This is a genomic window from Bacillus infantis, assembly GCF_008180445.1.
Taxonomy (GTDB): domain Bacteria; phylum Bacillota; class Bacilli; order Bacillales; family Cytobacillaceae; genus Bacillus_AB; species Bacillus_AB infantis_B.
On the sequence record NZ_VTER01000004.1, the window covers coordinates 72,325 to 95,904 of the forward strand.

Genomic DNA, 23,580 nt, shown 5'->3' on the forward strand with positions numbered 1-23,580 from the left:
AAGAAACCCCCAAACTTTACCGATAACAAAATTGTACTTTATAAAGAACGATTTCGCAAATAAAAACCCCCGCAGGGCACGGGGGCTGCATTTAAATCAGCAGGTGGAAAAGATTGCTGTCTTTATTGATTTCTGTATATGCGAAACCTTTTTTATTCATCCTTTTTATCAGGCCGGAATAGTCTTCTTTATCCTTTAGTTCAATGCCAACCAGTGCCGGCCCGTTTTCTTTATTGTTTTTCTTCGTGTACTCAAATCTTGTGATATCATCGGAAGGGGCGAGGACCTCATCGAGAAATTCCCGCAGTGCACCAGCCCGCTGGGGGAAATTTACGATAAAATAGCACAGAAGCCCTTCATATAGAAGTGATCTTTCCTTGATCTCCTGCATCCGCCCGATATCATTATTTCCGCCGCTCACAACACATACAACTGTCTTGCCGGCTATCTCCTCACGATACAGATCAAGGGCGGCAATCGGCATGGCGCCTGCAGGCTCCGCTACGATTGCATGCTCATTATACAGCTCCAAAATCGAGGTGCAGACCTTCCCTTCAGGGACCAATATAATATCTTCCATGAGCTCGCTGCAGATATCAAAGGTTTTCTCCCCGACACTTTTAACAGCTGCCCCGTCAATAAATTTATCGATATCAGCAAGCGGGGTCACAGAGCCGTAAAGGCAGGACTCCTTCATGGAAGCTGCTCCGGCAGGCTCAACCCCGATCATCTTTGTCAGGGGCGAGACGCTGTTGAAATAGGTACTGAGGCCGGCCATCAATCCGCCGCCGCCTATGCTGGCAAAAACAAAATCGATCGGCTCTTCACAGTCATTCAGTATCTCAACAGCAGCAGTGCCTTGTCCGGCAATGATCTTCTCATCATCAAACGGATGGACGAAAGCCATCTGCTCATCCTCTGCGCATTTTACAGCCTCTTTATAAGAATCATCAAAAGTATCCCCTGTCAAAATGATATCCACATAGCCCCTTCCAAACAGTTCAACCTGGCTCACCTTCTGCCTCGGAGTTGTAGCCGGCATATAAATTTTTCCTTTGATCCCTAGCTGTCTGCAGGAAAAAGCGACACCCTGGGCGTGATTGCCCGCACTTGCACAGACAACCCCTTTAGCAAGCTTCTCTTCTCCCAATGATTTCATGCTGTAGTAGGCACCGCGCAGTTTGAAGCTCCTTACATGCTGGAGATCTTCCCTTTTTAAATACACATTGCAATTATATTTTTCTGACAGCCGGTCATTTTTCTGCAGCGGCGTATGGGCAACGATATCCTTGAGCTGCTGGTATGCAATCAGTATATCCTCCAGCTGCACCCATTTTTTCTTCATTAATTTCTGTTCCATATCCTACCCTCATTTCTGCCGTTATAATTTGTACATTATACCACGGCAGAATCATTAATCAACAGAATAGTCAAAAAATTTACCTTTTTTATATTTCAAAAAAAAAAGAGTCGGCATCCTACTTATGCATATACTATTGAAAAGATTGCCGAGCTGGTCATTTTTTCTTGTTTAAGGGAATATAGAATTAAAAAGCAAAAGGAGGGCGGACACCATGGAATTTTCGCTCTGCAGCTTTGACAGCAGGCTGCCTGTGGAAGTGACGGCCGATGAAGACAATGGCCGCTATATGATCAGGAAGGCCGATACAAGCGGTGAAGTTTTCAATAATAGTGCAGACTTGCTTCAATGGGTGAAAAACAATTTCCGCGAAGAAGATTTCTGCGATCCTAGTCAATTCCGCAGCATGCTTGAACAGCTGGAAGAAATCTAAAGAGAAGGCTGTGTTAGTGTACATTGTTGATTTTGGGCTCATTCGTGTGAAACTCTGTTTCACAAGCAATTCAGCACAGCCACAAGAAAAGAACAGCCTCATGGCTGTTCTTTTCTTGTGTAAACCAAAAATTCATAATCGTAGGGATTCTTATCATCGCGGGTCCCCTTATCCCTGCTCTCCAATTCCCATTCCTTCCAATCAACATCAGGAAAAAAAGTATCAGCTTCAAACTTTTCATGTATCATCGTCAGATAAAGCCTGTCGGCAGATGGAAGGGCCATCCTGAAGATTTCAGCCCCTCCAATGATGAAAATTTCCTGATCGCTTTTTTGGCTGCATTCTGCAAGAAAATCATCAAAAGAATAGAAAACGGTGCAGCCCTCGCAGGTGAACCCACGATCCCGCGTCAGCACGATGTTTTCCCGGCCAGGCAAAGGGCGGCCTATAGAATCCCAGGTTTTCCTTCCCATGGCAATCGAATGGCCCATCGTAACCCGTTTGAAGTATTTCAGGTCCTCCGGCAGGCGCCAGGGCAGATCATTATTCTTCCCGATGGCCGAATTTTCGTCCATGGCCCATAGCAGTGAAATCAAACACTGACAACTCCTTTAATATGAGGATGTGATTCATAGCCTTCCAGGATAAAATCTTCATATGCAAAGCTGAAGATATCATCAACCTTGCGGGCGAACTTCAGCTGGGGCAGCTTGAGCGGCTCCCTTGAAAGCTGAAGATTCACCTGTTCCAGATGATTACGGTAAATATGGACATCACCGAACGAATGGATGAATTCACCCGGCTCCAGATCACACACATGGGCGACCATATGTGTCAGGAGGGCATAAGATGCGATATTGAAAGGCACCCCCAGGAACACATCAGCAGACCGCTGATAAAGCTGGCAGGACAGCTTCCCGTCAGCTACATAGAACTGGAAAAGGCAATGGCAGGGAGGCAGCGCCATATTGCCGATTTCAGATACATTCCACGCATTGACAATCAGCCTTCTTGAATCAGGATTATTCTTGATTGAGCTGATCAGCTCACTGATCTGGTCAACCGTTTTACCATCCGCACCGGTCCATGATCTCCATTGATGGCCATATACAGGCCCGAGATTCCCTTCCTCATCGGCCCACTCATTCCAGATCCTGACCCCGTTATCCTGAAGATATTTCACGTTGGTGTCTCCATTCAGAAACCAAAGAAGCTCATGGATGATCGACCTGAGATGCAGTTTCTTTGTGGTAACCAATGGGAAGCCTTCCTTCAGATCGAATCGCATCTGATACCCGAAAGTGCTTATTGTGCCGGTTCCCGTCCGGTCTTCTTTGATTGTACCCTTTTCCAGGACATGCCTGCAAAGCTGTAAATACTGCTCCATTCCATTGACCTCCTAATATGAATCTATTAATTAAGTGTACTGAAAAATTGCCAGGTGAGCGGAGCTTTTTCTTTTAAGCGCAGGCGCTCTTCTCCTCCCATATAAAACATGGCAAACGTTTCAGCAAAATATTCTTCAGGGAATGTAAGGAAGTATGGCTGGCCTGGAAACAGCTTTGCCTTCTCCTCTTTCCATATACCCTGGAACTTTTTATTAAAGCGGATCTCGCTCAAGACAAAGCGGTCGATCGAATGTGCCAGCTCATGAAGCTCCAGGTTGACAGATCCATGCCCCATGCCTTTGCCGCTATAGCCGATCTTTACAAGCACTGTCCGTCCCCCGCCGATTCCGGGTACATCATCCCAGGTCGTTTCTTTATTTTTATAACCCCTGGGTGTCAAGCCTGCCAGATGGCTTGCTGTGGGATTATCTGTGAGCTGCCCTGTAAAAAGCTTAAGCGAGATGCCTTCCTGCCTGATTTTAGACAGCAATGATAAGGGGAGCTGATCCAGTCTTTCTATCATCCTTGCCGCTTCCTCCTGATCGAACTCCTCTAAAGGAAGAATAATAATCCTGCCCAGATCTTGTCCCGAATGCAGGGACAGGGACTTGACAAGCACTGAGTTGCCAGGGAAATCTTTAAGTTTTATACCTCCCATTGCCGCCTGGGAATTGCCCATAAGCGCCAGGGAAACTACTACAATAAGCAGAAAAAAAATCCTGATTCTCATGCTATCACCTTCTGTCCATTCTCAGACGCTTCCAGCCCCGTTTGCTGCCTGCTATCTATGTATATATGAAAATATTATAGCATATCATATCGGGTAAAAAGGCCGCGATTCATGGGCAATTTCAGGAAGTTTTAAAGTTGTGCGGCAGGACAGGCATTTTCAGGGCTTGCAGCTAAGATGAATGAATGCGCCGTTAATTTTTTCTCAACTTCATCTGTAGCTTTTAAAAAAGGGGCCTTGAAGACCCCGTCTTACCTCTTATTTACCTCCAGGCCTGTCTTCATCCCTAAACCTGTCGAGCAGTTCCTGCAGGTGCAATACTCCCAGGTTTCCTGCCCCTTTTTTCCTCAAGGCAGCTCCTCCCTGCTCTATTTCCTTCTCACCGATGATGATCATATAAGGAACCTTCTGAAGCTCGGCTTCCCTGATTTTGAGGCCGAGCTTCTCTGCCCTGCTGTCAATGTCAATGCGGCAGCCAGCTTCCTCAAGTTGGGATTTGACTTCCAGTGCATAGCCGATATGCGCTTCTGAAACCGGAAGCACTAAGGCCTGGACCGGAGAAAGCCAGAAAGGAAAATCCCCTGCATAATGCTCGATTAAAATGGCCAGGAACCTTTCAATCGAACCATAGATGGCACGGTGGATCATGATTGGCCTGTGAGCCAGATTGTCTTCGCCGATATACTGGCAGCCGAATTGCTCCGGCATTTGAAAATCAAGCTGGACAGTGCCGCATTGCCAGCTTCTTCCCAGTGAATCAGTAATATGGAAGTCGATTTTCGGCCCATAAAATGCTCCGTCCCCGGAATTGATTTCAAAAGGGATGCCCCTTTCCTGCAGGACCGATTCCAAAGAGGCTTCTGCCAGATTCCAAGTTTCTTCCGAACCCATGAATTCTTCCGGCCTAGTAGACAGCTCGACCTTATATTCAAAGCCGAACAGCGAATAAAATTCGTGCACCAGCTCCAGCACCTTAGCGGCTTCTTCTTTAATTTGATCTTCCCTTACAAACAGGTGTGCATCATCCTGTGTAAAGGAACGCACCCGCAAAAGCCCGTTTAAGGATCCCGAGAGCTCATGGCGGTGAACAAGACCCAGTTCTGCATAGCGGAGCGGCAGTTCACGGTAGCTCCTTCTCTTGCTGCTGTAAATCAATACAGCACCTGGACAGCTCATTGGCTTAATCGCATAATCATGTTCATCAACTTTTGAAAAATACATATTCTCATGATAGTGATCCCAGTGCCCCGACTGCTCCCATAATGCCTGCTTCATCATGATTGGTGTCTTGACCTCATGATAGCCAGCTTTTTGGTGCTTTTGTTTCCAAAGGTTTTCCAGTATATTTCTTACCTGCATTCCCTTTGGAAGATAAAACGGCATACCTGGTGCTTCTTCCCTGAACATGAATAGTTCCAGCTCAGCCCCCAGTTTTCTGTGATTTCTCTTTTCTGCTTCTGCTTTAATCGACATTTTAATTCCTCCCAAAATTTTTTAGAATAAAAAAAGCCGCAATTCTCCCTGTACCAAGGGACAATTGCGGCTGTGGTTCCACCCTAATTCCGCCTCATGCAATGCATTCGGCGCTCAAACAAGATAACGGTTTCCCGATCATGGTTAGCAGACTTCAGCCTTTCCCCATGATAGCTCCAAGGCGGTAAATTCATCTCTTTCTCCTAAGGGCTTTCAGCCGGCGGCCCTTTTCTCTGTCAGAAGCAGCGGAAATGATTCATGTCCTTTTCTTCGCAATATTATATTTGCTTATAACACAAAAAGCCGCAATTCTCCCTGTACAAGGGACAATTGCGGCTGTGGTTCCACCCTAATTCCGCCTCATGCATCGCATGCGGCGCTCAAAAAGATAACGGTCTCCCGACCATGGTTAGCTGACATCCAGCTTTTCCCCATGATAGCTCCAAGGCGGTAAATTCATTTCTTTCTCCTAAGGGCTTTCAGCCGGCGGCCCTTTTCTCTGTCAGAAGCAGCGGAAATGATTCATGTCCTTTTCCCAGCTTAATGGAATGCTAAAAATGATTAAATGAATTATATTCCAGTACCTTTTATATTGTCAATAGAATCTTTTCATTTTCAAAGAAAAGAGCTCTCTGCTCACTAATGCCGTTACGCCGCCTAATGCGTCACGCCGGCTGCTGATAAACAGCGCCCTTTTCTTCATAAGAAATCATAAAGCATGAAACCAGTTTCATAACAAGCGTTATTGCTCATTTTTTCCAAAAGCAAAAGCCCGGCAGTATGCCGGGCTTTGGAGTATACAGAATTAAACCGCAAGGCCGAAATTTTTGCAAAGTGCAGCCAGCCCGCCCGAAAATCCGCTTCCGACAGCATTGAATTTCCATTCGCCTCCATGCCTGTACAGCTCACAGATGACAACGGCTGTTTCAACGGAGAAATCCTCTCCAAGATCAAAACGGAGCACTTCCTGGTTTGTGTCTTCATTCACTACACGGGCAAAAGAATTGGATACCTGGCCAAAATTCTGGCTGCGGCTCTCCGCATCATGGATTGTGACAGTGATGGCAATGCGGTGGACATGGGCCGGGACCTTGGTGAAGTCGATTTTGATCTGCTCATCATCGCCCTCGCCTTCCCCTGTCCGGTTGTCCCCTGTATGCTCCACAGAGCCGCTTGGGTGGACAAGATTGTTATAAAAAATAAAATCATGGTCCTGGACGACTTTCCCATTTTCATCAGCCAGGAATGCAGACGCATCCAGGTCAAAGTCGCCGCCCCCGGAATAGCGGTTTGTGTCCCAGCCAAGACCGATGATTACTTTTGTCAGGCCCGGATTGCTTTTGGTCAAATCGATGCGCTGCCCTTTAGAAAGATTGATGCTGCTCATTTATCTTCACCTCTGTTGATAGTGTTTTTATTACGATCAAGCTATTAAGTATAAGAACGGACCACATCGGACAGCCCTGGTGCATTGGTGCCTGTTCCGACTGCAGCAAATTTCCAATCAGTTCCGTGCCTGTACAATTCTCCGACTACGAGGCTTGTCTTGCCGCTGTAATCGTCAGTGAGGTTATAATGGATAAGCTCTTCCCTGCCCATTGGATTTACAATGCGGATATATGCATTGCGGATCATGCCGAAATGCTGCTTGCGTTTAACCGCATCATAGATATTCACTACAAAAACAAGCTTCTGGACGTGGGAAGGGACGCGGCTTAGATCAACATTGATCTGCTCATCATCTCCATCTCCCTCTCCAGTCAGATTGTCACCGGTATGCTGTACGCTGCCATCTGAACTCTTCAGGTTCCCGAAATAGATGACATCGCTGTTATTCCTTAATTTATCATTCTCCCCCAGCATGATGACTGAAGCATCACAGTCGACATTGGCGCCTCCGCCGCCGCCGAAGAGAGAGCCGAGAAGTCCCCCTCCTCCTTTGTTTTCAACCGGATCCCACCCGAGGCCTACCATGATTTTTGATAATCCCGGATTTCCTTTTGTCAGATCTACTCTTTGTCCTTTTTGCAAATTAATCGCCATTCATTTCACCTCATAAATTTACTTTTCTGTATTATTTATATTTAACAGCCCTGTGTCAGGCTGAAAAAAGCGCCATCAGCCTTGATTTTTCATATTTTTGAAGTTTTCCTGGAGCTGTTCGAGCCTCTTGGTGCCTTCTTCCCTTAAACGCCTGTTTTCATCTTCAATCGATTTCGTTTCCTGCATCCCCTTCATGATGATGTTCCACGATTCTTCAATCGTTTCAATCTTGATGCTTGGACCTCCGGCAAGCCTGGCTATTTCTGCACTTTGATTTGAGATATTCTGCGCATTGCGGACGAGCATCTCATTGGTTCTGCGGTCAAGTTCGCTCATAGAATCGGCAACCAGCTTCTGGCGCTTTGCCGCAACTGCCTGGATCAGGCCGTTTTTAAATATCGGTATGGTTGTAACAAACGCAGAATTGATTTTCCCAATCAGCTTGGTGTTCCCTCTCTGGAGAAGGCGGATCTGGGGAGCTGTCTGCAGGGCCACCATTTTCGCCATTTCCAGGTCATAGACACGCTGCTCGAGAAGGTCGATGCTATTGCGGAGCGTATCTGCCTGCATGGAGGCAATCTGGTCCCCAGATGCTGCTTTTGACTCCAGCTGCGGAAGTTGTGTGCTTTTAAGCTCCTCTGCCTTCATCTCGCCTGCAACTGCATATTTTTCAAGCGTGAGATAGTATTGATAGTTTTGATCATACATCTGTTCAAGCATATTGGTGGAGTCCACCATTTCACTCTGATACTTGGAGATCTCGACATAGACCTTGTCAATCTCTTTGCCCATTGTCTGATATTTCCCAAAGAGCTTTTCAATCATTTTTTCCCCGCGTTTGAACAGCTTTCCGAACAAGCCGCCTGAAGTCTGTTCAAAATCCTTCTTGTCGAATCTGTCCATTATCTTCCCCAGCTGCTTCAGGAGGACACCGGAGTCTTCCACCTTGGTAGCCCTCATATTGCCGAGAATCTGGTCAGAGAAACGGGAGATCTGCTGCGCTGGTTCTTTCCCGAATTCCAGTATTTGAATCTGATCACGTTCATCGATCGATCTGGCGAGGTTCTGCACTTCCGCTTCCTGCCTCAGCGCCAGTTTTATTTCCGGCACCTTCGTTTCTGTAAGCACATCAGCGGGATCCTGGGTAACCAGTCCTGCACTAGCTTGTTGCGGATCATTCATGGTTCAGTCTCCTTTCAAATTTTTCAGCAGCCCTTGCAGAAACACTTTCTTGATCAGTGAAGGCTCTTTATAGTCCTGGTCAAAGACCACTTCTTCCAGCCAGTGCGAATCAAAGACACCTTCATTGACATAGTTTTCAAGGTCATTGTGGCCTGGCGGATTATACACGATGATATCAACTCCAAATTGGTTCAGGAGAAGCATGAGGGCTGCATCGCTCCTTGTCATCGTACCATTCATTTCATTGTTATAGAGGATCAGCTTGGGCACATCCTGAGAGTAGTCAAACTTCTGCAGAAGCTTCAGGATGCTGGCCGGCATCTGCATTGCCTGTGTAAACAAATAGATGCTGATTTCTTCCTGGCTTTCATTATGGATGGGCTTAAGCTCCGGATTTGCACAAAGATTCCTGATTGCATGGGAAATTCCTTTCTGGAGGCCCCCAGGAAGATGGCCGTATTTCCAGTAGTGCGAACCCGTGACAATCTCCGGATCCAGCTTCCCGTCTTTTCCAAGGGCATTTCTGTAATGAAAGCGAAAGTCGCTTGTCAGGGGGTTTGAAAAAGGGAACTGCCTGATCAGAAAGCTGCAGTCATTCTCGGCAAGAGCATGCAAGCGGTCCCAATATTCTTTCCGGCTTTTGCTCACTCCGTTGATCTTCGAAAAAATGGAAGGGATCTTCACTTCTCCGCCGCTGACTTCAAAGTTCGGCCTGATCATTGCTTTTTCTTTGGCAAGGATGAACAGTTCATCATAAGTTGTTTTGAGCGTCACAGCAGTAGGTTTGTAGTCCCTCAGCTGCCATGCCTTATAAAGGCCGGAGCCTTCGTGGTTAAGGATGGTTTCGATTTCTCTTGAGGCTTTATAGGCCACCGTTGATTTCCTTCTCCTTTTCTCCACCGGAAAAGGTTCAGCTGCCTTCTGTTCAGGATACTGCTGGACAAATGTTTCTTCTTTCCCCGGATCTGCGAGCGCAAGGACATCCTGGCCATCCGGGCTGAAAGCCGCGAGATCGCAGCCAAGAAAAAAGATGAATGACAGGAAATATTGCTGGCTCTTGCCTGCTTCTCCATACCAAAGGAATTTCGGCATGCTTTCTTCCGGATTGCAGCCGCTTAGCGGCTGGGAGAGATGGTTAAAGGACCATTTCACAAGATCTACAAGCACCCTTCGGAAGTCTGGGCTTTCAAGGCCTTCTTTTTCCCTCCCGGCAAACATCTCAATGACTTTAGTGAATGCCTCCCTTACCTTTCTATGGACAAGGGGATTATCAGGCTTCAAGAGCAGCTGCTCACCATCAAGGAAGGCGATGAAGCGGTTGATTGAAAGCTTCTGCTCCCTGTTGATGTTCAATACCTTTTGAATGGCCTGGAAATGCTGGTTGTCGATCGTTTTATCAAGAGTATCGCTGCTTAAAAGGATAAGTCCATTATCTGGTGAGTGTATATAATCATAAAGCTGATTATAGTATTCATCTTCATCCGCAGGAATGCCCAGAAACCTTGCAGCAACCTGGCTGATCTGGATGATGCCGTCGCCTGCCTGATACTGCGGGCGTTCGGAGCTGCGCTTTTTAATGGCAGACAGCCAATTGTCCGCAGACACAGGCAGCAGATTGACCTTTAATCTATTATAAGTTGGATACATGTTTATCCCTTCCCTCTAGGAGCGAAAGATTTAGCCCTATTGGCTTATGTAAATTTCTTTCATCATATCATATCAGGTGCATGTTTTAACAACGATAGCCTTCAGCACTGGCTTTTAGCTCTATTAGAATATACGGAACAGGCTGAAAAAAGTTTCAATATGATTAAAACAAGTTGTATCCCCTCTTCCCCGTCACAATCACCAACGGGCTTATCCCTGCATATAGTTGAGTACAAATAATTAAAGAAGGTGATCCCTTGCGCTTCCTGATTAAAAGGCCCTCCTATGATAGCTGCAGGAATGAACTGGAAGCTGTCCGCCAGATCATGACTTCCGGCGCTTACCAATTCATTGACCTCCTGCTGTGGTCAGCTGTGCTCGCCATCATGACATACCCGCTTCACCACGCACCGTCTTATGCGCTTGCGGTTTTTCTTGCTTTTTATGCATTTGGGAGCGTGCTCCTGCTATTGCTTCATTTTTTTACAAAAGGGCAGTCCGGCCGGGGGCAGAATTACCGCTGACGGCAGCTTCCCGGCCAAGAAGCAGCCTGTATGCCTTCAGGAGGATTTCTTCTCCGGCAAGTATTCCCCTGTTCTCCGAAAAATTGCAGCTGAATCCATGAGGCATCTCCATAGAAAGCTCTCCATGATCCGGGACAAAAGCATGATGGCATACCTTCAGGAAATCATAATCGAGAAGGGAATCTCCCGCACCGGCAAGAATATCTGCTCCCTCTCTATTGCTGATGAATTTAACCGCCTCTCCCTTGCAGACAGGAATCGGCATAAAGTAAAGCTTCCTGCCTTGCAGGGATATCCTCCATCCGAGACGGCGGACATCCTCTTCCAGTTTTTTCTTTTCCTGAAGGCTGATGCGCTCCTGGAGGATATAGTAGAAGAAGGAATCCCCTGCTTTTTTCAATGTCCCGGAAAATCTCCATCCTGCAGCAAACTCAGCCATTTCCTCCTGCAGCGCACACTCTTCCTTTAGGCGCTTATCTACCCGCTCCGTCCACTCATCAAGCAGTTTCCCCTTATAATGGATTTGGGCTCCATTTGAAGTGACCTCATAAGAGACAGGGATATCTCTTCCAAATATCCCTACTCTTTTATACTGTTCATATGTCCTGGTTGTAACAGGCACAACGAGTGCTTCTTCTGCAAGTTCCCTTAACAGGTTAAGCGACCTTGCAGTCATGAATGCAGCAGGCTGCCCTTCCTTCATCTCGGCGGCTGTCAGCTGAAGATCTTCCTCACAGCCAAGATCTTCAAGTGCTCTGTTTGAATAAATCATAGTCCTGTCAAGATCTGTTGCAAACATATTCATGACTGGCTGCCAACCTTTTTGATCAGCCCGCAGCATGTATAGCTCATGTCAGGGTACCGGACGATCTCCACCCCGCGTTCTTCAGCCAAGAGTTTGATATGCCTGACATAAGGGCTTTCCGGGTCCCTCATCAGAATTTTCCAGGGGACTCTCCTTAACAGTACACGTGTTGTTTCACCAACGCCGGGCTTAACAAAATTCGTGCTTTCAATATCATATTCCTCTTTGATCGCCAGCACTTCCTCCATCCCCCTGAAATCAGGTTCGGATTCAGCTTCAGCAGAATAGCCATCACAGATTTTTTTCGCTTCTTCCATGACGTAATCGAATTGTTCTTCTATTATGCTGATATATTCATTGGAAACATCCGCTTCTGCAAGGCTGCGGTAATATTTGGCACCGTGGAAATCTTCAGGTCCGATCAAATCATTGAGCACCGTCCTGCTGACAAGGCCGGAAACAGTCGAATTCAGGCAGGCGCTTGGAATCAGAAAATCCTCCCTTGTGCCATACAGACTGGTGCAATAGCCTGGATCAGCAAGGACAGCAAGCGTATCATCAAGATCCCAGCCATATTTTTCATTCATGCTGCTGCATGCTTTCGTCAATTCAAGCGAGATAGCTCCTTTGCCTGTCCACCCATCGACAAACTGGATATTGCATCCGGGATGCTTTTCTATTATGTATTTCAGGGCATTCTCATCAATGCCTCTGTCACGGACGATGGAAATGCTGTAATGGGGAAGGGTTGTACCGTATACCTGCTTTATATACCGCTTCATCAGGATCCCGACCGGGGTGCCGGCCCTTGCAAGGGAAACAAGGACAATCTTGTCCCCTCTTCTGCTGAGCAGCTTTTCCGACGTCACCGCAGTGCAAAGCGCCACCTTTTCCTTATAGTCTTCAAGCGTTTTCCAAAACAGCTCTAAATAGTGGGCTGGAGGGATGTACTCAATGGGAAGCGTCTCACTGTAATGCTGGCCGGACTGGATCTTTTTTTCCCTGTTTTCAGTTGCCCCTTCCAATTCGTATGCACTGAGGTCCTTCAGCAGAAAGATGACATCTTCACTGCTGTAGGAGCCAAAAGTTTCTGCTGCTGTTTCAGCCATTGTTGTTCCCTCCATTAAAATAAACGATTTTTATATCCTTGATTCCTGTTTTCTTCAATTCCTCCAGCAATGGGGCAAGCGCTTCCCGATTCGGTTCCCGTTCAAAGAGTATATAGAGGTCATCATAAAATCCAGGGGTGATATTATAGACAAATTGCCTGATATCTGCATCCTCAGGATTGGGAAATGACAGTCCTTCCCTTGCCCCGTACCCTTCCCGGTCCAGAACATGGACAGGGCTTCGAGTAGTGGACTGAAAAAAGACCCCTTTCCCCATTTGCGATGCCACTTTCATAGGGATATACATGAACTCGCCTGTTCCCAGGATAAGTGTATGATCTCCTTTTCTTCTCTTAGCCAGGAGTGCGGCTGCAGCCTCCAGGTCCCGTTCAGGCTCTTCCGCTCCCTTCTGGAGCCCGAATCTGCCTGTTCCTTTGAGGTAGGGGATATTGCAGATCCCGCCTCCAAGCGTGATTGAAGGACTCCCTGCTTTTTCAAAAGAAAGCCCTGCTTCACTAAGATTGATGAAGCTTATGCTGGATCCCTCTGCATCCCGTTTTCTGTCTTCTATATTCGTTTGGATGACAGGTTCTCCTGCAGCCTGCATTTCCCCTTTTAGGAGGCTTACACTGTTGATCGTGATCCCTAGTTCTTTTTCAAGCATCTGGAATGCTGCCTGGTTTTCCTGTGAACGCCAATCCAATATGGAAGCGACCGTATATTCACTGCGCGGGAATTCTGCCTGGATGGATCTGATGATATTGACTGCCGTTTTGCCTGTGGTCATTTCATCATCAACCAGGATGACTTCACGCTGATTGTCAAGAAGCTCCCTGTCCGCGTAGCAGCGATGGGAGGTTGCATGAGAATGCTCTTCCTCGAAGTCTATTATGGAAACTGCTTCAGGAAGTGTTTCTCTTGTAGTATGAAAATACCCTGCTGCCTTGAAAGCATTATAAAAGCTGTGGCCAAGCGCGGTTGCAGTCTCTGCAAACCCGATGATCACCGGATTATACTTTTTATCAACAAAGGGAATGGACGGCCTGCTAACTGCCGGATCCAGCAAAAAGGCTTGCAGAAGCTCTTCGGTTTCCGGCAGCGGCCAGCCTTCCTTTAATTCAGCATAGCGTGCGGCCAGCAGCTCTCCAGTGATCAGCCCTTTTTCCGGATGGATGGGCAGATGCTTCCCCAGCAATTTGCTCACAAAAAGGAATGATCTCTTTTTGTTGATGCGGGCTGCCATTGTAAAAAAATGATCAACAGGTATGTTATATGGATTTTCAGTTATTTCAAGTTCAACGTTCAGCCCCTCAATAACTGGAAGCAAATACTTCTTTTTCGAGCAGGTCAATGTATGAGTATTCTTCATGAAGCACCCCGTATATTTCAGATTTTAAAAGAATTTTCTGCGCCCAATATAAATGCGGCTTGATTTCATTCATTTTGTTTGAGTAGGCGCTTTTCATGACGCCAATGCTGCCTTCTGCACTGGCAGCAATATTCCTGGCATCCTCGTACTCTTCAAGTGTAACGGCATTCAAAGCCTGCACCGGCCTTATATGGGTAGGATGGATGATCGTCTTTCCTGTCAGGCCATTGGCAATATCCATCATAATTTCACGGATCAGGCCGTCCATATGCTTATCGATCAGTCCCGTCCTCATCCTGATGCCTGCTTCACCGTACTTCTCCAGGAAGGGCGTCTGCCTCAGCTGGGGCTTAAGCATTCTATCTTTAGAGGAAAAATATTCCCAGACCGGCCCTGATACTGTGAACTGGCTGCCGGCACGCCCAAAAACATTTATAATATCAGCAATGCAGTCCCGTATGACCGCTATATCATATACCGTGTTATCCGAATTTCTCCTGATGCCGTAAAGACCGGAAAAATCGGTCGCCCCTATCCTGACATTAAGGATAATATCCCTGTATTGTTCAAGGAGTCCTTTTATGTCCAGAAGCTCTCCGACTCTTGTTTCTTTCTGGATGATTTTCTTTGTTTCCAGAATCGGCATTGCATACAGAACGTGGCCTTCTCTATTCCTGCGGCTGATTTCCGCCAGTGATTCTGCTCCTTCTGCAGGGTCAAATTTAGGAATGACAACTCCTGTCAGCATGCTTATTTCCTGCCCCATCCCGGAAAACAGCCGCTCCAGCTGTCCATGGCTGCGGGTCCTTATAAAAATAAGCGGCAGATCGTCCTCCTGGAAATATCCCTTCCCCAGCTCTTGATGAAGGAGCTTAAGTTCAGCCAGCAGGCTTTCTTCAGCCTGCTCCACTTCTGAATCGCCAATGGCATCCTCCAGGCAGATCACCATGGAAGTAAGGCCAGAATGCTTCTTTGAGAGCAGATCCTGATGAATATTGGGCCTTGTCGCAGGCATATAAAGCGTTGCGCCTAAGCAATAGGACAACAGCTCTTTCGGGGAACGTTTAGAGAAGGACCCCGGCTTTTTATAAAAGAGCCTGTCAATTTCCCTGTCTTCCAAATCAGCAAATAATTTCATTTTAATTCTCCTATTCATGCAAAGTAAAAGAGGGAAACACTTGTCTTCAAGGATTATTCAAGCATCCTTCAAAGCATACTTGTCCAATCTAAGAAGCTTTCAGACTGCCAAAAAAGGATAAAAAGAAAAGGAGCGGACAATTGTCAGTTCCCTTTCCTTGTTTCTATACGTCTGTCAGTTGCTTTTCTGGCCCTGCTCAGCCTTCTTTTTATTCATAAAGTGGACGATGAAAGTCGCCCCGAAGACTACTATCAGCAGAAGGAAGAAATAGATATGATCGATGTGGATATGGAATACTCCAAGAAGCATCTTCACAGCAATAAGCAAAATCAGCACATATGCGCTTGTTTCCAGCTCAGGCACTTTATCGATCAGCTTAAGGAATACTCCTGCTACTCCACGCATCATCAGGACCCCAAGCATTCCGCCGAGAAGAAGCACCCAGATTTGATCACTGACTCCAAATGCAGCCAGTACGCTGTCAACTGAGAAAGCTATATCCATAAGCTCTACCGCTGCTACTGTTCCCCAGAAGGTACCAAACAGGCGGATCAGCAAACCGCTTTGATTGAGGCCTTCAAGCTCCTCATCATCGCCGACGCCTTTCTTCTTATCAATGAAATATTTAATAGCAAGCCATGCCAGGTAGCCGGCCCCCAAAATCTTTACCCACCACAGCTTAATCAGGAATACCCCAATCCCGATTGCAATGAAACGGAAAAGGTATGCCCCAAGCAATCCATAGAACAGCGCCTTTTTCCGCTGTTCCGGCGGAAGGTGTTTTACCATAACAGCCAGTACCAGTGCATTGTCGGCTGAAAGCAGTCCTTCCAGGATTACGAGCGTTCCGATAAGCCCCCAGCTAACAGGGTCGCTCAGAACTTCCGCCCACATCTGCCAGTCAAAGAATGCGGCATATGTATCTATAAAACCTTGTAAAATTGTCATCTCTTGAAGTTCCTCCATTACCTTATATAAGTGCTAACGAAAGACCCGGCAGAGCCGAGTCTCAAAGATCAATAATAAAAAAGTGATTATCCAATCTGCAGGCCAAAGTCAGTTGCAAGTGCACCAAGCCCGCCCTGATAGCCGGACCCGATCGCGCTGAATTTCCACTCTCCGCCGTGCCTGTACAGTTCGCCTACAACAAGTGCTGTCTCGATGGAGAAGTCTTCTCCAAGGTCATAGCGGATCAGCTCTTCATTTGTTTCGCCGTTAAGGATGCGGACATAAGAATTGGAAACCTGCCCGAAGTTCTGGCTGCGCGCCTCGCCATCATGGATTGTGATGGTGAATGTAATGCGCTGGACATTTGCCGGTACAGCACCGAGCTCAACCTTTACCTGCTCATCATCGCCTTCTCCTTCGCCTGTCCGGTTATCTCCCGTATGTACGACAGAGCCGTTTCCGCCTGTTGTGTTGTTATAAAAAACAAAATCCGCTTCGGAAGTAACCTTGCCATTTTCCCCAAGAAGGAAAACCGAGGAATCCAGGTCAAAGTCTGCTCCTCCATCATACTTATTTGTATCCCAGCCTACCCCTACGATTACATTTGTGAGGCCCGGATTGGATTTTGTCAAATCTACCTTCTGTCCTTTTGATAAACTTACTGCCATTTTTTCTACCTCCAATTATTGTGATAGTATGCTTACGTTTCAATCTTTAAAAAGTTTCAAAACTACAAGCATATTTTTTCATACTTTTGCTTACATTTCAAATCTCAGCTCAGCCATTTTGGCGGAGTATTTTTATTCCAGTAGATGGAACCCAACTCATGATGCTTTTGGAAGGCATCCTCTGAGGTATGGTAGTGGAAGTTGAACCAGTAACCCTCCTGGGGCGGATGGTCCCTCCTGACATGAAAGCGAAGGACATCTTCATTGGACTGCCGGTTGACTATATGGAAGATTTTTTCCGAGTTGCCCCCGCCTGGCCATTCGGTAATTTCCAGATTGCCCAGGTCGCTCCCTGGTATCCTTCCAGCTGTTTCCTCCACTGCTTTTTCGATATTCGGCAGGATGACTTCACGGAACTCATCTTCAATGACAGGTTTGATCTTTCCCCCGAACTTAATATAAGACTGGTTCTCCGCCTCCTGGACAGCAGTCTGGATGAACCTTTGCCTGATCGATTCCTCATCCTCCTCAGGTGCAGCAAGGTCCAGTCCTTCTGCCTGTGCCTCCAGCACATCGCGCTTAGGGGACCTGTCCTGATTAGCATTATCATACAGAAATGCCTGTGATGGCGTAACCAGCCCAAAGGTAAGGATGGTCACCATCACCACAAACGATTTGCGCAGCCACTTAGGCATTTTTATCCCTCCTCATAGAGCTATTTTCAAACGATAGATTTGTGTTTAATATTCCGGAATAACTTATTTTCTGAGCGGCCTGCCGGAGCCTGCCTTCAGGCTGAACGAGTGCAATCCGTACGAATCCCTCGCCTGCTGCACCGAACGCACTTCCCGGTGTAACAGCCACTCCTGCCTCCTCCAGCATGCGGATGCTGAACTCCCTGGAGCTGATGCCGTTTGGAATCTCTGCCCATATGAACATCGATCCTTTCGGGCTGTCAACATCCCAGCCTGCCTCACCAAGGCTTTCTACAAGGGCGTCCCTGCGCTTCCTGTAGACCTCTCTTGATTTGGCCAGGAAACCCGACTGATCCTCAAGAGCCCTGGCAGCCGCGGTCTGGATGGGATGGAATACACCGTAATCCAGATGGGATTTCAGGTCTGAGATCATGCGGATGATGTCTTCATTTCCAGCTGCATAGGCAATCCGGCAGCCTGCCATGTTGAAGCTCTTAGAAAGGGAATTCATTTCTATCCCTGTTTCAAATGCGCCTTCAACAGCTAAAAAGCTGACCGGTTTTTCTTCAAAATAGAGCTCAGAGTATGCAAAATCATGCAATATGACAATCTCGTATTTTTTGGCAAACTCTATTGCCTCCCTGAAAAATGCTTCATTTGCAAGGCCTGGCACAGGATTGCCGGGAAAGTTCAAGATCATCATCTTTGCTTTTTCCCTTATTTCTTCCGGTATTTCTGAGAAATCCGGGAGAAACTGCTTTTCTTTCATTAGAGGCATTGGATATATTTTTGCCCCTGCCAGGGCGGCACCCGCTGCATATGCGGTATATCCGGGATCAGGCATCAGTATATAATCGCCCGGGCTGCACAAAGCAAGCGGCAGATGGATGAGGCCGTCCTGGGAGCCCATAAGGAGGGAGCATTGTTCCTTGGGATCTATGTATACGCCGTGATTATTCTGGTAATAAGAGCTGACTGCATTGCAGAAGCTTTCTGTCCCTGCAAGGGAGTAGCCGTACTGGGTGCTGTCCAGCGCCCCCTCAGCGATCGCCTCCCTGATAAATAACGGAGGCGGCAGGTCAGGGCTGCCGATGCTCAGATCAATCACATCTTCACCTGCTGAGATCTTCGCTTTCTTCATGCGGGACAGTTCTGCAAATACACTTTCCCCAAATGCTTCCATTCTTTCTGCCATGGATATCTTCATACTAGTACCCTCCAGCATTCATAAAAGCCTGATGCTTACTTAGAAAATATTATACTCTTTTTTTAAGAAAAAAGAAAAAATGGGGAGAAAATTTTTGAAAAAAAAGAAAGTTTCCTAGAAAAAAGCGATTAAAGGGAGAAAATATTGGGAATGATATAAGACTAATGGTAAATGAATACATAGTCCGAGGAGGAAAAATAATGAATTGGGAAATTGTTTTTGTAGCTGTATGCCTGCTGACGCTGGGATACTTTGTATTCCTGACAATTACGGATTAAGGGAAACGGAAAATTAAAATCAAAGCGCAGGGCGGAAATCCTGCGCTTTAATGATGCCTGCTTATCTTTTTCTTTCCAGGACCCCAAAGTGAAACCGGGAAGATTTCCGCCGGTAAACCTCAAAGCCGAAGGTGCTGAATCTTTCGCTCCGGAAATGGTCTTTCAGGACGACCCTCTTCCGCGATACCCTTTTGGCTTCTTCTATCAGCTCCCTGGACAGCCCATACACAGCAAATTTAGCCAGCTCCTTAATCCCGTCGGAGTCCACAAGTTTTTCTTCAAACATAGGGTCAAAGTAAACGATATCTTCGGACTGATCCGGCCTGCCCTTCAAGTAGTCAAGGGAGAGAGCACTGATGACCTCGACCCTCTCCATCGCCTCATCCATTTGCGGAACTCCGGACTTCCAGGTTTTAAGCCCCTTCTCTGCGAGATAAGCAAGGAAGGGATTGCCTTCCACACCGGTCACTTTACCGGAAGGACCTGCTGCATAGCTTGCAATGATGCTGTCTGAAGCTAGGCCGAGCGTGCAGTCCGCCACTGTGTCCCCAGGCTCGATTTTCGCCGCTTCCAAAAAGGGGTCAGACTCGCCCCTCATCAGCCTTTTCATCCTGAATGCTGCAGAATTCGGATGAAAGAAGTACGGTGAGCTTTCTCCATATGAAAATAATTCGAGCCTGTTTTTGCCATATACGATGCAATCATCCTTCCACTGCTCCTGCAGTGAAGAGACAGAAAGACTCTTTCGCGGACGAAAGGCGACACCAAGCTCAGCTGCCGCTTCTTTTGCCGCCTGGATCATGCCAGGGCTTGTCCTGCCCGCTGTAGTTACAAACATCTTTTTTACCTTCCTGACTGAAATATTAATTGACTATTAGTCCTCATTGACAGCATATACCGTTTTGAGAAAATGCGAAAGGATGCCTTTTACGGCATCCTTCCAATGTTTCTTCAGCAGTTTTCCTCAAATGCAGCCAGAAGATTTTCCATGATGGTTTCCATCGGGAAACCTTCAATATCGTGGCGCGGGATAAAGTGGACTACTTCATTACCCTTCATGAGAGCCATGCTTGGTGAAGAAGGCTCGATCCCATCGAAATATTCACGCATCTTTGCTGTTGCGTCTTTATCCTGCCCGGCAAATACAGTCACAAGGTTATCAGGCTTCTTTTCAGCGTGCATGACAGCCTGCGTTGCAGCAGGACGAGCCAGTCCGGCAGCACATCCACAGACAGAGTTAACAACAACAAGTGTTGTGCCCTCTGTGTTTTTTTCCATAAACTGTTCAACCTCATCTTCTGTTGTTAGCTCATTGAAGCCTGCGCGTGTAAGCTCTGCACGCATCGGCTTCACCATCTGCCTCATATATTCTTCATATGCCATAGACATGTTTGATTGCCTCCTTTAAACGTTTGCAATGATAGCATACTATAACATCAGCTCTGATTGCAATTGGATGGCACTCTACACTTTAAGCGGCCTGGCAGCAGGCTCTTCCTCAAAATGGTCAGTGACAGCCCCCCTTGAAGCAGAGGAAACGAGCCTTGTATACTTAGCCAGGGCTCCGCGGGATAAAAGCGGCGGCGGATTCCAGGATTTCTTCCTCTCTTCCAGCTCAGCAGGAGAGACATCCACTTCAAGTGTTTGTCCGGTGCTGTCAATAGTAATCCTATCACCTGTCTGAATGAGGGCAATCGGTCCGCCAACCTGTGCTTCCGGAGCTATATGTCCTACCACAAGGCCATGAGTCCCCCCAGAAAAGCGCCCGTCTGTCAGCAATGCTACGCTTTCTCCGAGCCCTTTTCCTACAAGTATTCCGGAAATGGATAGCATTTCAGGCATGCCAGGCCCGCCTTTTGGCCCTTCATACCTGATAACCAGTACATCACCGGCCTGAATGTCTCCCCTCAGGACAGCATCTGTAGCAGACTCCTCATCATCAAACACCTTGGCAGGCCCGGTGTGCCTGGTGACCTTCAGGCCGGATACCTTCGCTACGGCGCCTTCCGGGGCAAGATTGCCTTTCAGGACTACGAGCGGCCCGTTTGCCCGAAGAGGGGCATTAAGCGGGTAGATGACCTTTTGGCCAGCTTTCAGATCTTCTGCGCCTTCCAGATTTTCAGCGAGCGTCTTCCCTGTAACAGTCAGGCAATCTCCGTGAAGAAGCCCTTCCCTTAATAGCATCTTCATTACTGCACTCACTCCGCCGGCTTCATGCAGGTTCTGCATGACATATTTTCCGCTCGGCTTCAAATCGGCGATATGGGGAACGGTTTTCTGGAGGCGGTTGAAGTCCTCAAGTGACAGGTCCACTTCAGCAGAATGGGCGATCGCCATCAAATGGAGGATGGCATTTGTCGAACCGCCCAGTGCCATCACGACAGTAATCGCGTTCTCAAACGCTTCCTTCGTAAGAATATCCCTTGGCCTGATATCCTGTTCGAGAAGGCGGTAGACTGCCTTTCCTGCTTCATGGCAATCCTGCCGCTTTTCATCTGTTTCTGCCGGATTGGAGGAACTGCCCGGCAGGCTCATTCCCAGTGCCTCGATCGCGCTAGCCATCGTATTGGCTGTGTACATGCCGCCGCAGGAGCCTGCCCCCGGACATGCATGGCATTCGATCTCATTGAGTCCAGCTTTATCAATGGCCCCGCCATTGAACTGTCCTACCCCTTCAAATACAGACACGATGTCAATATCCTGCCCCTGCAGCTTCCCAGGCTTGATCGTGCCACCATACACAAATACGGCAGGCAGGTTCATCCTTGCGATGGCCATCAGGCAGCCGGGCATATTTTTATCGCAGCCCCCGATGGCAACGAAGCCATCCAGGCTTTCACCGCCGACCACCGTTTCAATGGAATCTGCAATCAGGTCGCGGCTCGGAAGGGAATACCTCATCCCTTCTGTCCCCATGGAGATTCCGTCAGATACAGTAATCGTATTGAATACAAGCGGAGCTCCCCCGGCTTCCCTGGCCCCATCCTTCGCCTTGAATGCAAGTTCATTGATATGTATATTGCACGGAGTCACTTCGCTCCAAGTGCTAGCAATGCCGATCATCGGCTTTTTAAAATCTTCATCCGTGAATCCCACTGCCCGCAGCATCGCCCGGTTTGGTGCGCGCCTTTCATCCTCGCTGATCACATGGCTTTTTATTCTAAGATCTCTTCCCAATTATGAGCCCTCCCGAAAGATTTTCTTTTCAATATAGAGGACTTTTTCGGTAATTGCAATAATTTTCACAAAATTTAATGTTTTTTTATTGCTTAAAAGCAAGTTAGCACTAAAGCAACATAGTACAACTCAAGAAAAAAAGAAGAAGGATCCTGAACGTTTTGTTCAGAACCCTTCATTACTTCTATTAAAGGATGTTTAAAAGATCAGCTGCTTTGGTTCCTGGCTTCGGTCATTTGCTTCCACACAGAACCCTTGGCTTCTTCACCCTGTTCAATCCGTTCAATGGCCATCTTGATCTGCATGCTGACTTCAAATTCAGGATCTTCTTCAGCATTCTTTAATGCCGGGAGCGACTTTTCAGTACCTTCTTCATACAGGAACATGGCTGCACGCCAGCGGACAAGCTTGCTCGGATCCTGGAGGGCATCCATCATTGCTTCCTCTGCTTCCGCAAATCCCAGATCTGATAAACAGTCTCCGGCCGTTCTCCTTACTGTCACGCTCTTATCTTTCAGCGCCTTGTACAGATATGGAAGGACACTTTTGTCCTCAATCATCCCGAGATAAACGGCTGCCAGCCTGCGGATCGATGCCTTTTCGTCTTCAAGCGCCTTTTCGAGGACAGGATAATCTTCCACCGCCGGATCCTCCATCTGTTCCATCAGCTGATAGCGTATCCGCCAATCATCGCTGTCAAGATCCTCTGGGACCAGCTTCCTTTTTGTCCTGACAGGTTTGCTGTCTGCAGCTGCGCCATTCTTCCCTTGCTCGATCAGGCTCTTCAGCCTGCTTTCAGGATAGGCTGCCAGCAATTCTTCAAGAATATCCTGCCCGACCTGGTCCATATCCCCATACCTGACACCGAACTCCTTCCACTTTCTGCTCATGACGACATTATCATCAGGCTGCTGCACATCACGGACTGCCTGTACATATGCTTCCGGCAGTCCAAAACGCTTCTCTTCAGTGCCGTCAGTCAGTTTGATCTGCATCGGGATATCTTTGTACATCTGCACCTGGACCTTTACCTCGCCGTAATGCTCATTCAATCCTGCCTCACCGGCAGTTTCCTCTGCTACCTCCCCGAATGCCTTACGGACCTGTGGGAGAAGCTCCTTCCAGTCGAATTTTGCATTCCGTTCAACCGCGAGGAAATCCGCTACATGATATACCCCTTTGATTCCTTCTATCTGCAGGATATCCAAGACAACCTTTGGCGCTCCTTCTGTCTTGTCCTTTTTATAATTATTGCTTTTGCCCATAGGCAATTCTTCATCAAGGATGATTTTCATCGTATTCGGGCTTGGAGTAGGCTCAATCGATTTTATTTTCAATGATGGTTCCTCCTCATTATTAGATATTAATAATTTTGTTTCATCTTAACATATAGGGCCAGGCCATTG

23 protein-coding genes are annotated in these 23,580 nt (G+C 47.3%); 2 read left to right on the plus strand and 21 right to left on the minus strand.

The window, feature by feature from the left end; translation table 11 throughout:
• Positions 1-91: 91 nt before the first annotated feature.
• Positions 92-1,360 carry a threonine ammonia-lyase IlvA gene (gene ilvA, locus FZD51_RS08175; protein WP_148974337.1) on the minus strand — a complete coding sequence of 423 codons (1,269 nt, stop codon included), beginning with the start codon at positions 1,358-1,360 and terminating at the stop codon, positions 92-94.
• Between the two features lie 214 nt (positions 1,361-1,574).
• On the opposite strand from ilvA, the gene FZD51_RS08180 reads away from it, so the two are divergent.
• A complete protein-coding gene (locus FZD51_RS08180) occupies positions 1,575-1,793 on the plus strand; it encodes a hypothetical protein (protein ID WP_148974338.1) in 219 nt (72 codons plus the stop codon).
• A gap of 98 nt (positions 1,794-1,891) precedes the next feature.
• Here the strand turns inward: FZD51_RS08180 and FZD51_RS08185 are convergent, their stop codons facing one another.
• The 8 genes from FZD51_RS08185 to FZD51_RS08220 form a co-directional block, all read right to left on the minus strand.
• Positions 1,892-2,389, minus strand: a complete 498-nt coding sequence (locus tag FZD51_RS08185; protein WP_148974339.1) for a dihydrofolate reductase — start codon at positions 2,387-2,389, stop codon at positions 1,892-1,894.
• Positions 2,386-3,180, minus strand: a complete 795-nt coding sequence (locus FZD51_RS08190; RefSeq protein WP_148974340.1) for a thymidylate synthase — start codon at positions 3,178-3,180, stop codon at positions 2,386-2,388. The genes FZD51_RS08185 and FZD51_RS08190 overlap by 4 nt, the downstream gene beginning before the upstream one ends.
• Positions 3,181-3,206: 26 nt before the next feature.
• Positions 3,207-3,911, minus strand: a complete 705-nt coding sequence (locus tag FZD51_RS08195; protein WP_148974341.1) for an anthrax toxin lethal factor-related metalloendopeptidase — start codon at positions 3,909-3,911, stop codon at positions 3,207-3,209.
• Between the two features lie 258 nt (positions 3,912-4,169).
• Positions 4,170-5,384 (minus strand): threonine--tRNA ligase, encoded by a 1,215-nt coding sequence (gene thrS, locus FZD51_RS08200; RefSeq protein WP_148974342.1) that lies wholly within the window; start codon positions 5,382-5,384, stop codon positions 4,170-4,172.
• A gap of 805 nt (positions 5,385-6,189) precedes the next feature.
• On the minus strand, positions 6,190-6,771 hold the full coding sequence (locus FZD51_RS08205; protein WP_148974343.1) for a TerD family protein: 582 nt from the start codon (positions 6,769-6,771) through the stop codon (positions 6,190-6,192).
• Positions 6,772-6,815: 44 nt separating this feature from the next.
• Positions 6,816-7,427, minus strand: a complete 612-nt coding sequence (locus FZD51_RS08210; RefSeq protein WP_148974344.1) for a TerD family protein — start codon at positions 7,425-7,427, stop codon at positions 6,816-6,818.
• Between the two features lie 75 nt (positions 7,428-7,502).
• Positions 7,503-8,609 (minus strand): toxic anion resistance protein, encoded by a 1,107-nt coding sequence (locus FZD51_RS08215; RefSeq protein ID WP_148974345.1) that lies wholly within the window; start codon positions 8,607-8,609, stop codon positions 7,503-7,505.
• Between the two features lie 3 nt (positions 8,610-8,612).
• The gene (locus tag FZD51_RS08220; protein WP_148974346.1) at positions 8,613-10,256 is read right to left on the minus strand and encodes a YceG family protein; all 1,644 of its coding nucleotides are present in this window, start codon (positions 10,254-10,256) and stop codon (positions 8,613-8,615) included.
• Between the two features lie 257 nt (positions 10,257-10,513).
• Between FZD51_RS08220 and FZD51_RS08225 the strand changes: the two genes are divergently transcribed.
• On the plus strand, positions 10,514-10,780 hold the full coding sequence (locus FZD51_RS08225) for a hypothetical protein (RefSeq protein WP_148974347.1): 267 nt from the start codon (positions 10,514-10,516) through the stop codon (positions 10,778-10,780).
• On the opposite strand, the gene FZD51_RS08230 is transcribed toward FZD51_RS08225, so the two are convergent.
• The 12 genes from FZD51_RS08230 to FZD51_RS08285 all read right to left on the minus strand — a co-directional run bounded on the left by FZD51_RS08230 (position 10,740) and on the right by FZD51_RS08285 (position 23,511).
• On the minus strand, positions 10,740-11,585 hold the full coding sequence (locus FZD51_RS08230; protein WP_148974348.1) for an HAD family hydrolase: 846 nt from the start codon (positions 11,583-11,585) through the stop codon (positions 10,740-10,742). The genes FZD51_RS08225 and FZD51_RS08230 overlap by 41 nt on opposite strands.
• Positions 11,582-12,694: a cysteine protease StiP family protein gene (locus FZD51_RS08235; protein WP_262380811.1), complete on the minus strand. Its 1,113-nt coding sequence runs from the start codon at positions 12,692-12,694 to the stop codon at positions 11,582-11,584. Before FZD51_RS08235 ends, FZD51_RS08230 begins: the two co-directional genes overlap by 4 nt.
• The gene (locus FZD51_RS08240) at positions 12,687-14,063 is read right to left on the minus strand and encodes a phosphoribosyltransferase family protein (protein WP_262380812.1); all 1,377 of its coding nucleotides are present in this window, start codon (positions 14,061-14,063) and stop codon (positions 12,687-12,689) included. Before FZD51_RS08240 ends, FZD51_RS08235 begins: the two co-directional genes overlap by 8 nt.
• Positions 14,005-15,201, minus strand: a complete 1,197-nt coding sequence (locus FZD51_RS08245; RefSeq protein WP_148974350.1) for an HpcH/HpaI aldolase/citrate lyase family protein — start codon at positions 15,199-15,201, stop codon at positions 14,005-14,007. Before FZD51_RS08245 ends, FZD51_RS08240 begins: the two co-directional genes overlap by 59 nt.
• Positions 15,202-15,375: 174 nt before the next feature.
• On the minus strand, positions 15,376-16,149 hold the full coding sequence (locus FZD51_RS08250; protein ID WP_148974351.1) for a TerC family protein: 774 nt from the start codon (positions 16,147-16,149) through the stop codon (positions 15,376-15,378).
• Between the two features lie 86 nt (positions 16,150-16,235).
• Complete coding sequence (locus FZD51_RS08255; protein WP_148974352.1) at positions 16,236-16,817, minus strand: TerD family protein; 582 nt, start codon at positions 16,815-16,817, stop codon at positions 16,236-16,238.
• 104 nt (positions 16,818-16,921) lie between these two features.
• The gene (locus FZD51_RS08260) at positions 16,922-17,512 is read right to left on the minus strand and encodes a YpjP family protein (RefSeq protein ID WP_148974353.1); all 591 of its coding nucleotides are present in this window, start codon (positions 17,510-17,512) and stop codon (positions 16,922-16,924) included.
• A complete protein-coding gene (locus tag FZD51_RS08265; RefSeq protein WP_148974354.1) occupies positions 17,505-18,719 on the minus strand; it encodes an LL-diaminopimelate aminotransferase in 1,215 nt (404 codons plus the stop codon). Before FZD51_RS08265 ends, FZD51_RS08260 begins: the two co-directional genes overlap by 8 nt.
• 339 nt (positions 18,720-19,058) lie before the next feature.
• Positions 19,059-19,835 carry a class I SAM-dependent methyltransferase gene (locus tag FZD51_RS08270; protein ID WP_148974355.1) on the minus strand — a complete coding sequence of 259 codons (777 nt, stop codon included), beginning with the start codon at positions 19,833-19,835 and terminating at the stop codon, positions 19,059-19,061.
• A gap of 113 nt (positions 19,836-19,948) precedes the next feature.
• Entirely contained in the window at positions 19,949-20,386 is a 438-nt protein-coding gene (locus FZD51_RS08275; protein ID WP_148974356.1) for a BrxA/BrxB family bacilliredoxin, read from the minus strand.
• Between the two features lie 75 nt (positions 20,387-20,461).
• Positions 20,462-22,174: a dihydroxy-acid dehydratase gene (gene ilvD / locus FZD51_RS08280; RefSeq protein ID WP_148974357.1), complete on the minus strand. Its 1,713-nt coding sequence runs from the start codon at positions 22,172-22,174 to the stop codon at positions 20,462-20,464.
• A gap of 206 nt (positions 22,175-22,380) precedes the next feature.
• Complete coding sequence (locus tag FZD51_RS08285; RefSeq protein ID WP_148974358.1) at positions 22,381-23,511, minus strand: conserved virulence factor C family protein; 1,131 nt, start codon at positions 23,509-23,511, stop codon at positions 22,381-22,383.
• Between the last annotated feature and the right edge of the window lie 69 nt (positions 23,512-23,580).

Excerpts from the sequence above, each read along its gene's own strand:
- ilvA (WP_148974337.1), bottom strand. The coding sequence starts at position 1,360 with ATGGAACAGAAATTAATGAAGAAAAAATGGGTGCAGCTGGAGGATATA.
- FZD51_RS08180 (WP_148974338.1), top strand. The coding sequence starts at position 1,575 with ATGGAATTTTCGCTCTGCAGCTTTGACAGCAGGCTGCCTGTGGAAGTG.
- FZD51_RS08190 (WP_148974340.1), bottom strand. The coding sequence starts at position 3,180 with ATGGAGCAGTATTTACAGCTTTGCAGGCATGTCCTGGAAAAGGGTACA.
- FZD51_RS08195 (WP_148974341.1), bottom strand. The coding sequence starts at position 3,911 with ATGAGAATCAGGATTTTTTTTCTGCTTATTGTAGTAGTTTCCCTGGCG.
- thrS (WP_148974342.1), bottom strand. The coding sequence starts at position 5,384 with ATGTCGATTAAAGCAGAAGCAGAAAAGAGAAATCACAGAAAACTGGGG.
- FZD51_RS08205 (WP_148974343.1), bottom strand. The coding sequence starts at position 6,771 with ATGAGCAGCATCAATCTTTCTAAAGGGCAGCGCATCGATTTGACCAAA.
- FZD51_RS08210 (WP_148974344.1), bottom strand. The coding sequence starts at position 7,427 with ATGGCGATTAATTTGCAAAAAGGACAAAGAGTAGATCTGACAAAAGGA.
- FZD51_RS08215 (WP_148974345.1), bottom strand. The coding sequence starts at position 8,609 with ATGAATGATCCGCAACAAGCTAGTGCAGGACTGGTTACCCAGGATCCC.
- FZD51_RS08220 (WP_148974346.1), bottom strand. The coding sequence starts at position 10,256 with ATGTATCCAACTTATAATAGATTAAAGGTCAATCTGCTGCCTGTGTCT.
- FZD51_RS08230 (WP_148974348.1), bottom strand. The coding sequence starts at position 11,585 with ATGAATATGTTTGCAACAGATCTTGACAGGACTATGATTTATTCAAAC.
- FZD51_RS08235 (WP_262380811.1), bottom strand. The coding sequence starts at position 12,694 with ATGGCTGAAACAGCAGCAGAAACTTTTGGCTCCTACAGCAGTGAAGAT.
- FZD51_RS08240 (WP_262380812.1), bottom strand. The coding sequence starts at position 14,063 with ATGAAGAATACTCATACATTGACCTGCTCGAAAAAGAAGTATTTGCTT.
- FZD51_RS08245 (WP_148974350.1), bottom strand. The coding sequence starts at position 15,201 with ATGAAATTATTTGCTGATTTGGAAGACAGGGAAATTGACAGGCTCTTT.
- FZD51_RS08250 (WP_148974351.1), bottom strand. The coding sequence starts at position 16,149 with ATGACAATTTTACAAGGTTTTATAGATACATATGCCGCATTCTTTGAC.
- FZD51_RS08255 (WP_148974352.1), bottom strand. The coding sequence starts at position 16,817 with ATGGCAGTAAGTTTATCAAAAGGACAGAAGGTAGATTTGACAAAATCC.
- FZD51_RS08260 (WP_148974353.1), bottom strand. The coding sequence starts at position 17,512 with ATGCCTAAGTGGCTGCGCAAATCGTTTGTGGTGATGGTGACCATCCTT.
- FZD51_RS08265 (WP_148974354.1), bottom strand. The coding sequence starts at position 18,719 with ATGAAGATATCCATGGCAGAAAGAATGGAAGCATTTGGGGAAAGTGTA.
- FZD51_RS08270 (WP_148974355.1), bottom strand. The coding sequence starts at position 19,835 with ATGTTTGTAACTACAGCGGGCAGGACAAGCCCTGGCATGATCCAGGCG.
- FZD51_RS08275 (WP_148974356.1), bottom strand. The coding sequence starts at position 20,386 with ATGTCTATGGCATATGAAGAATATATGAGGCAGATGGTGAAGCCGATG.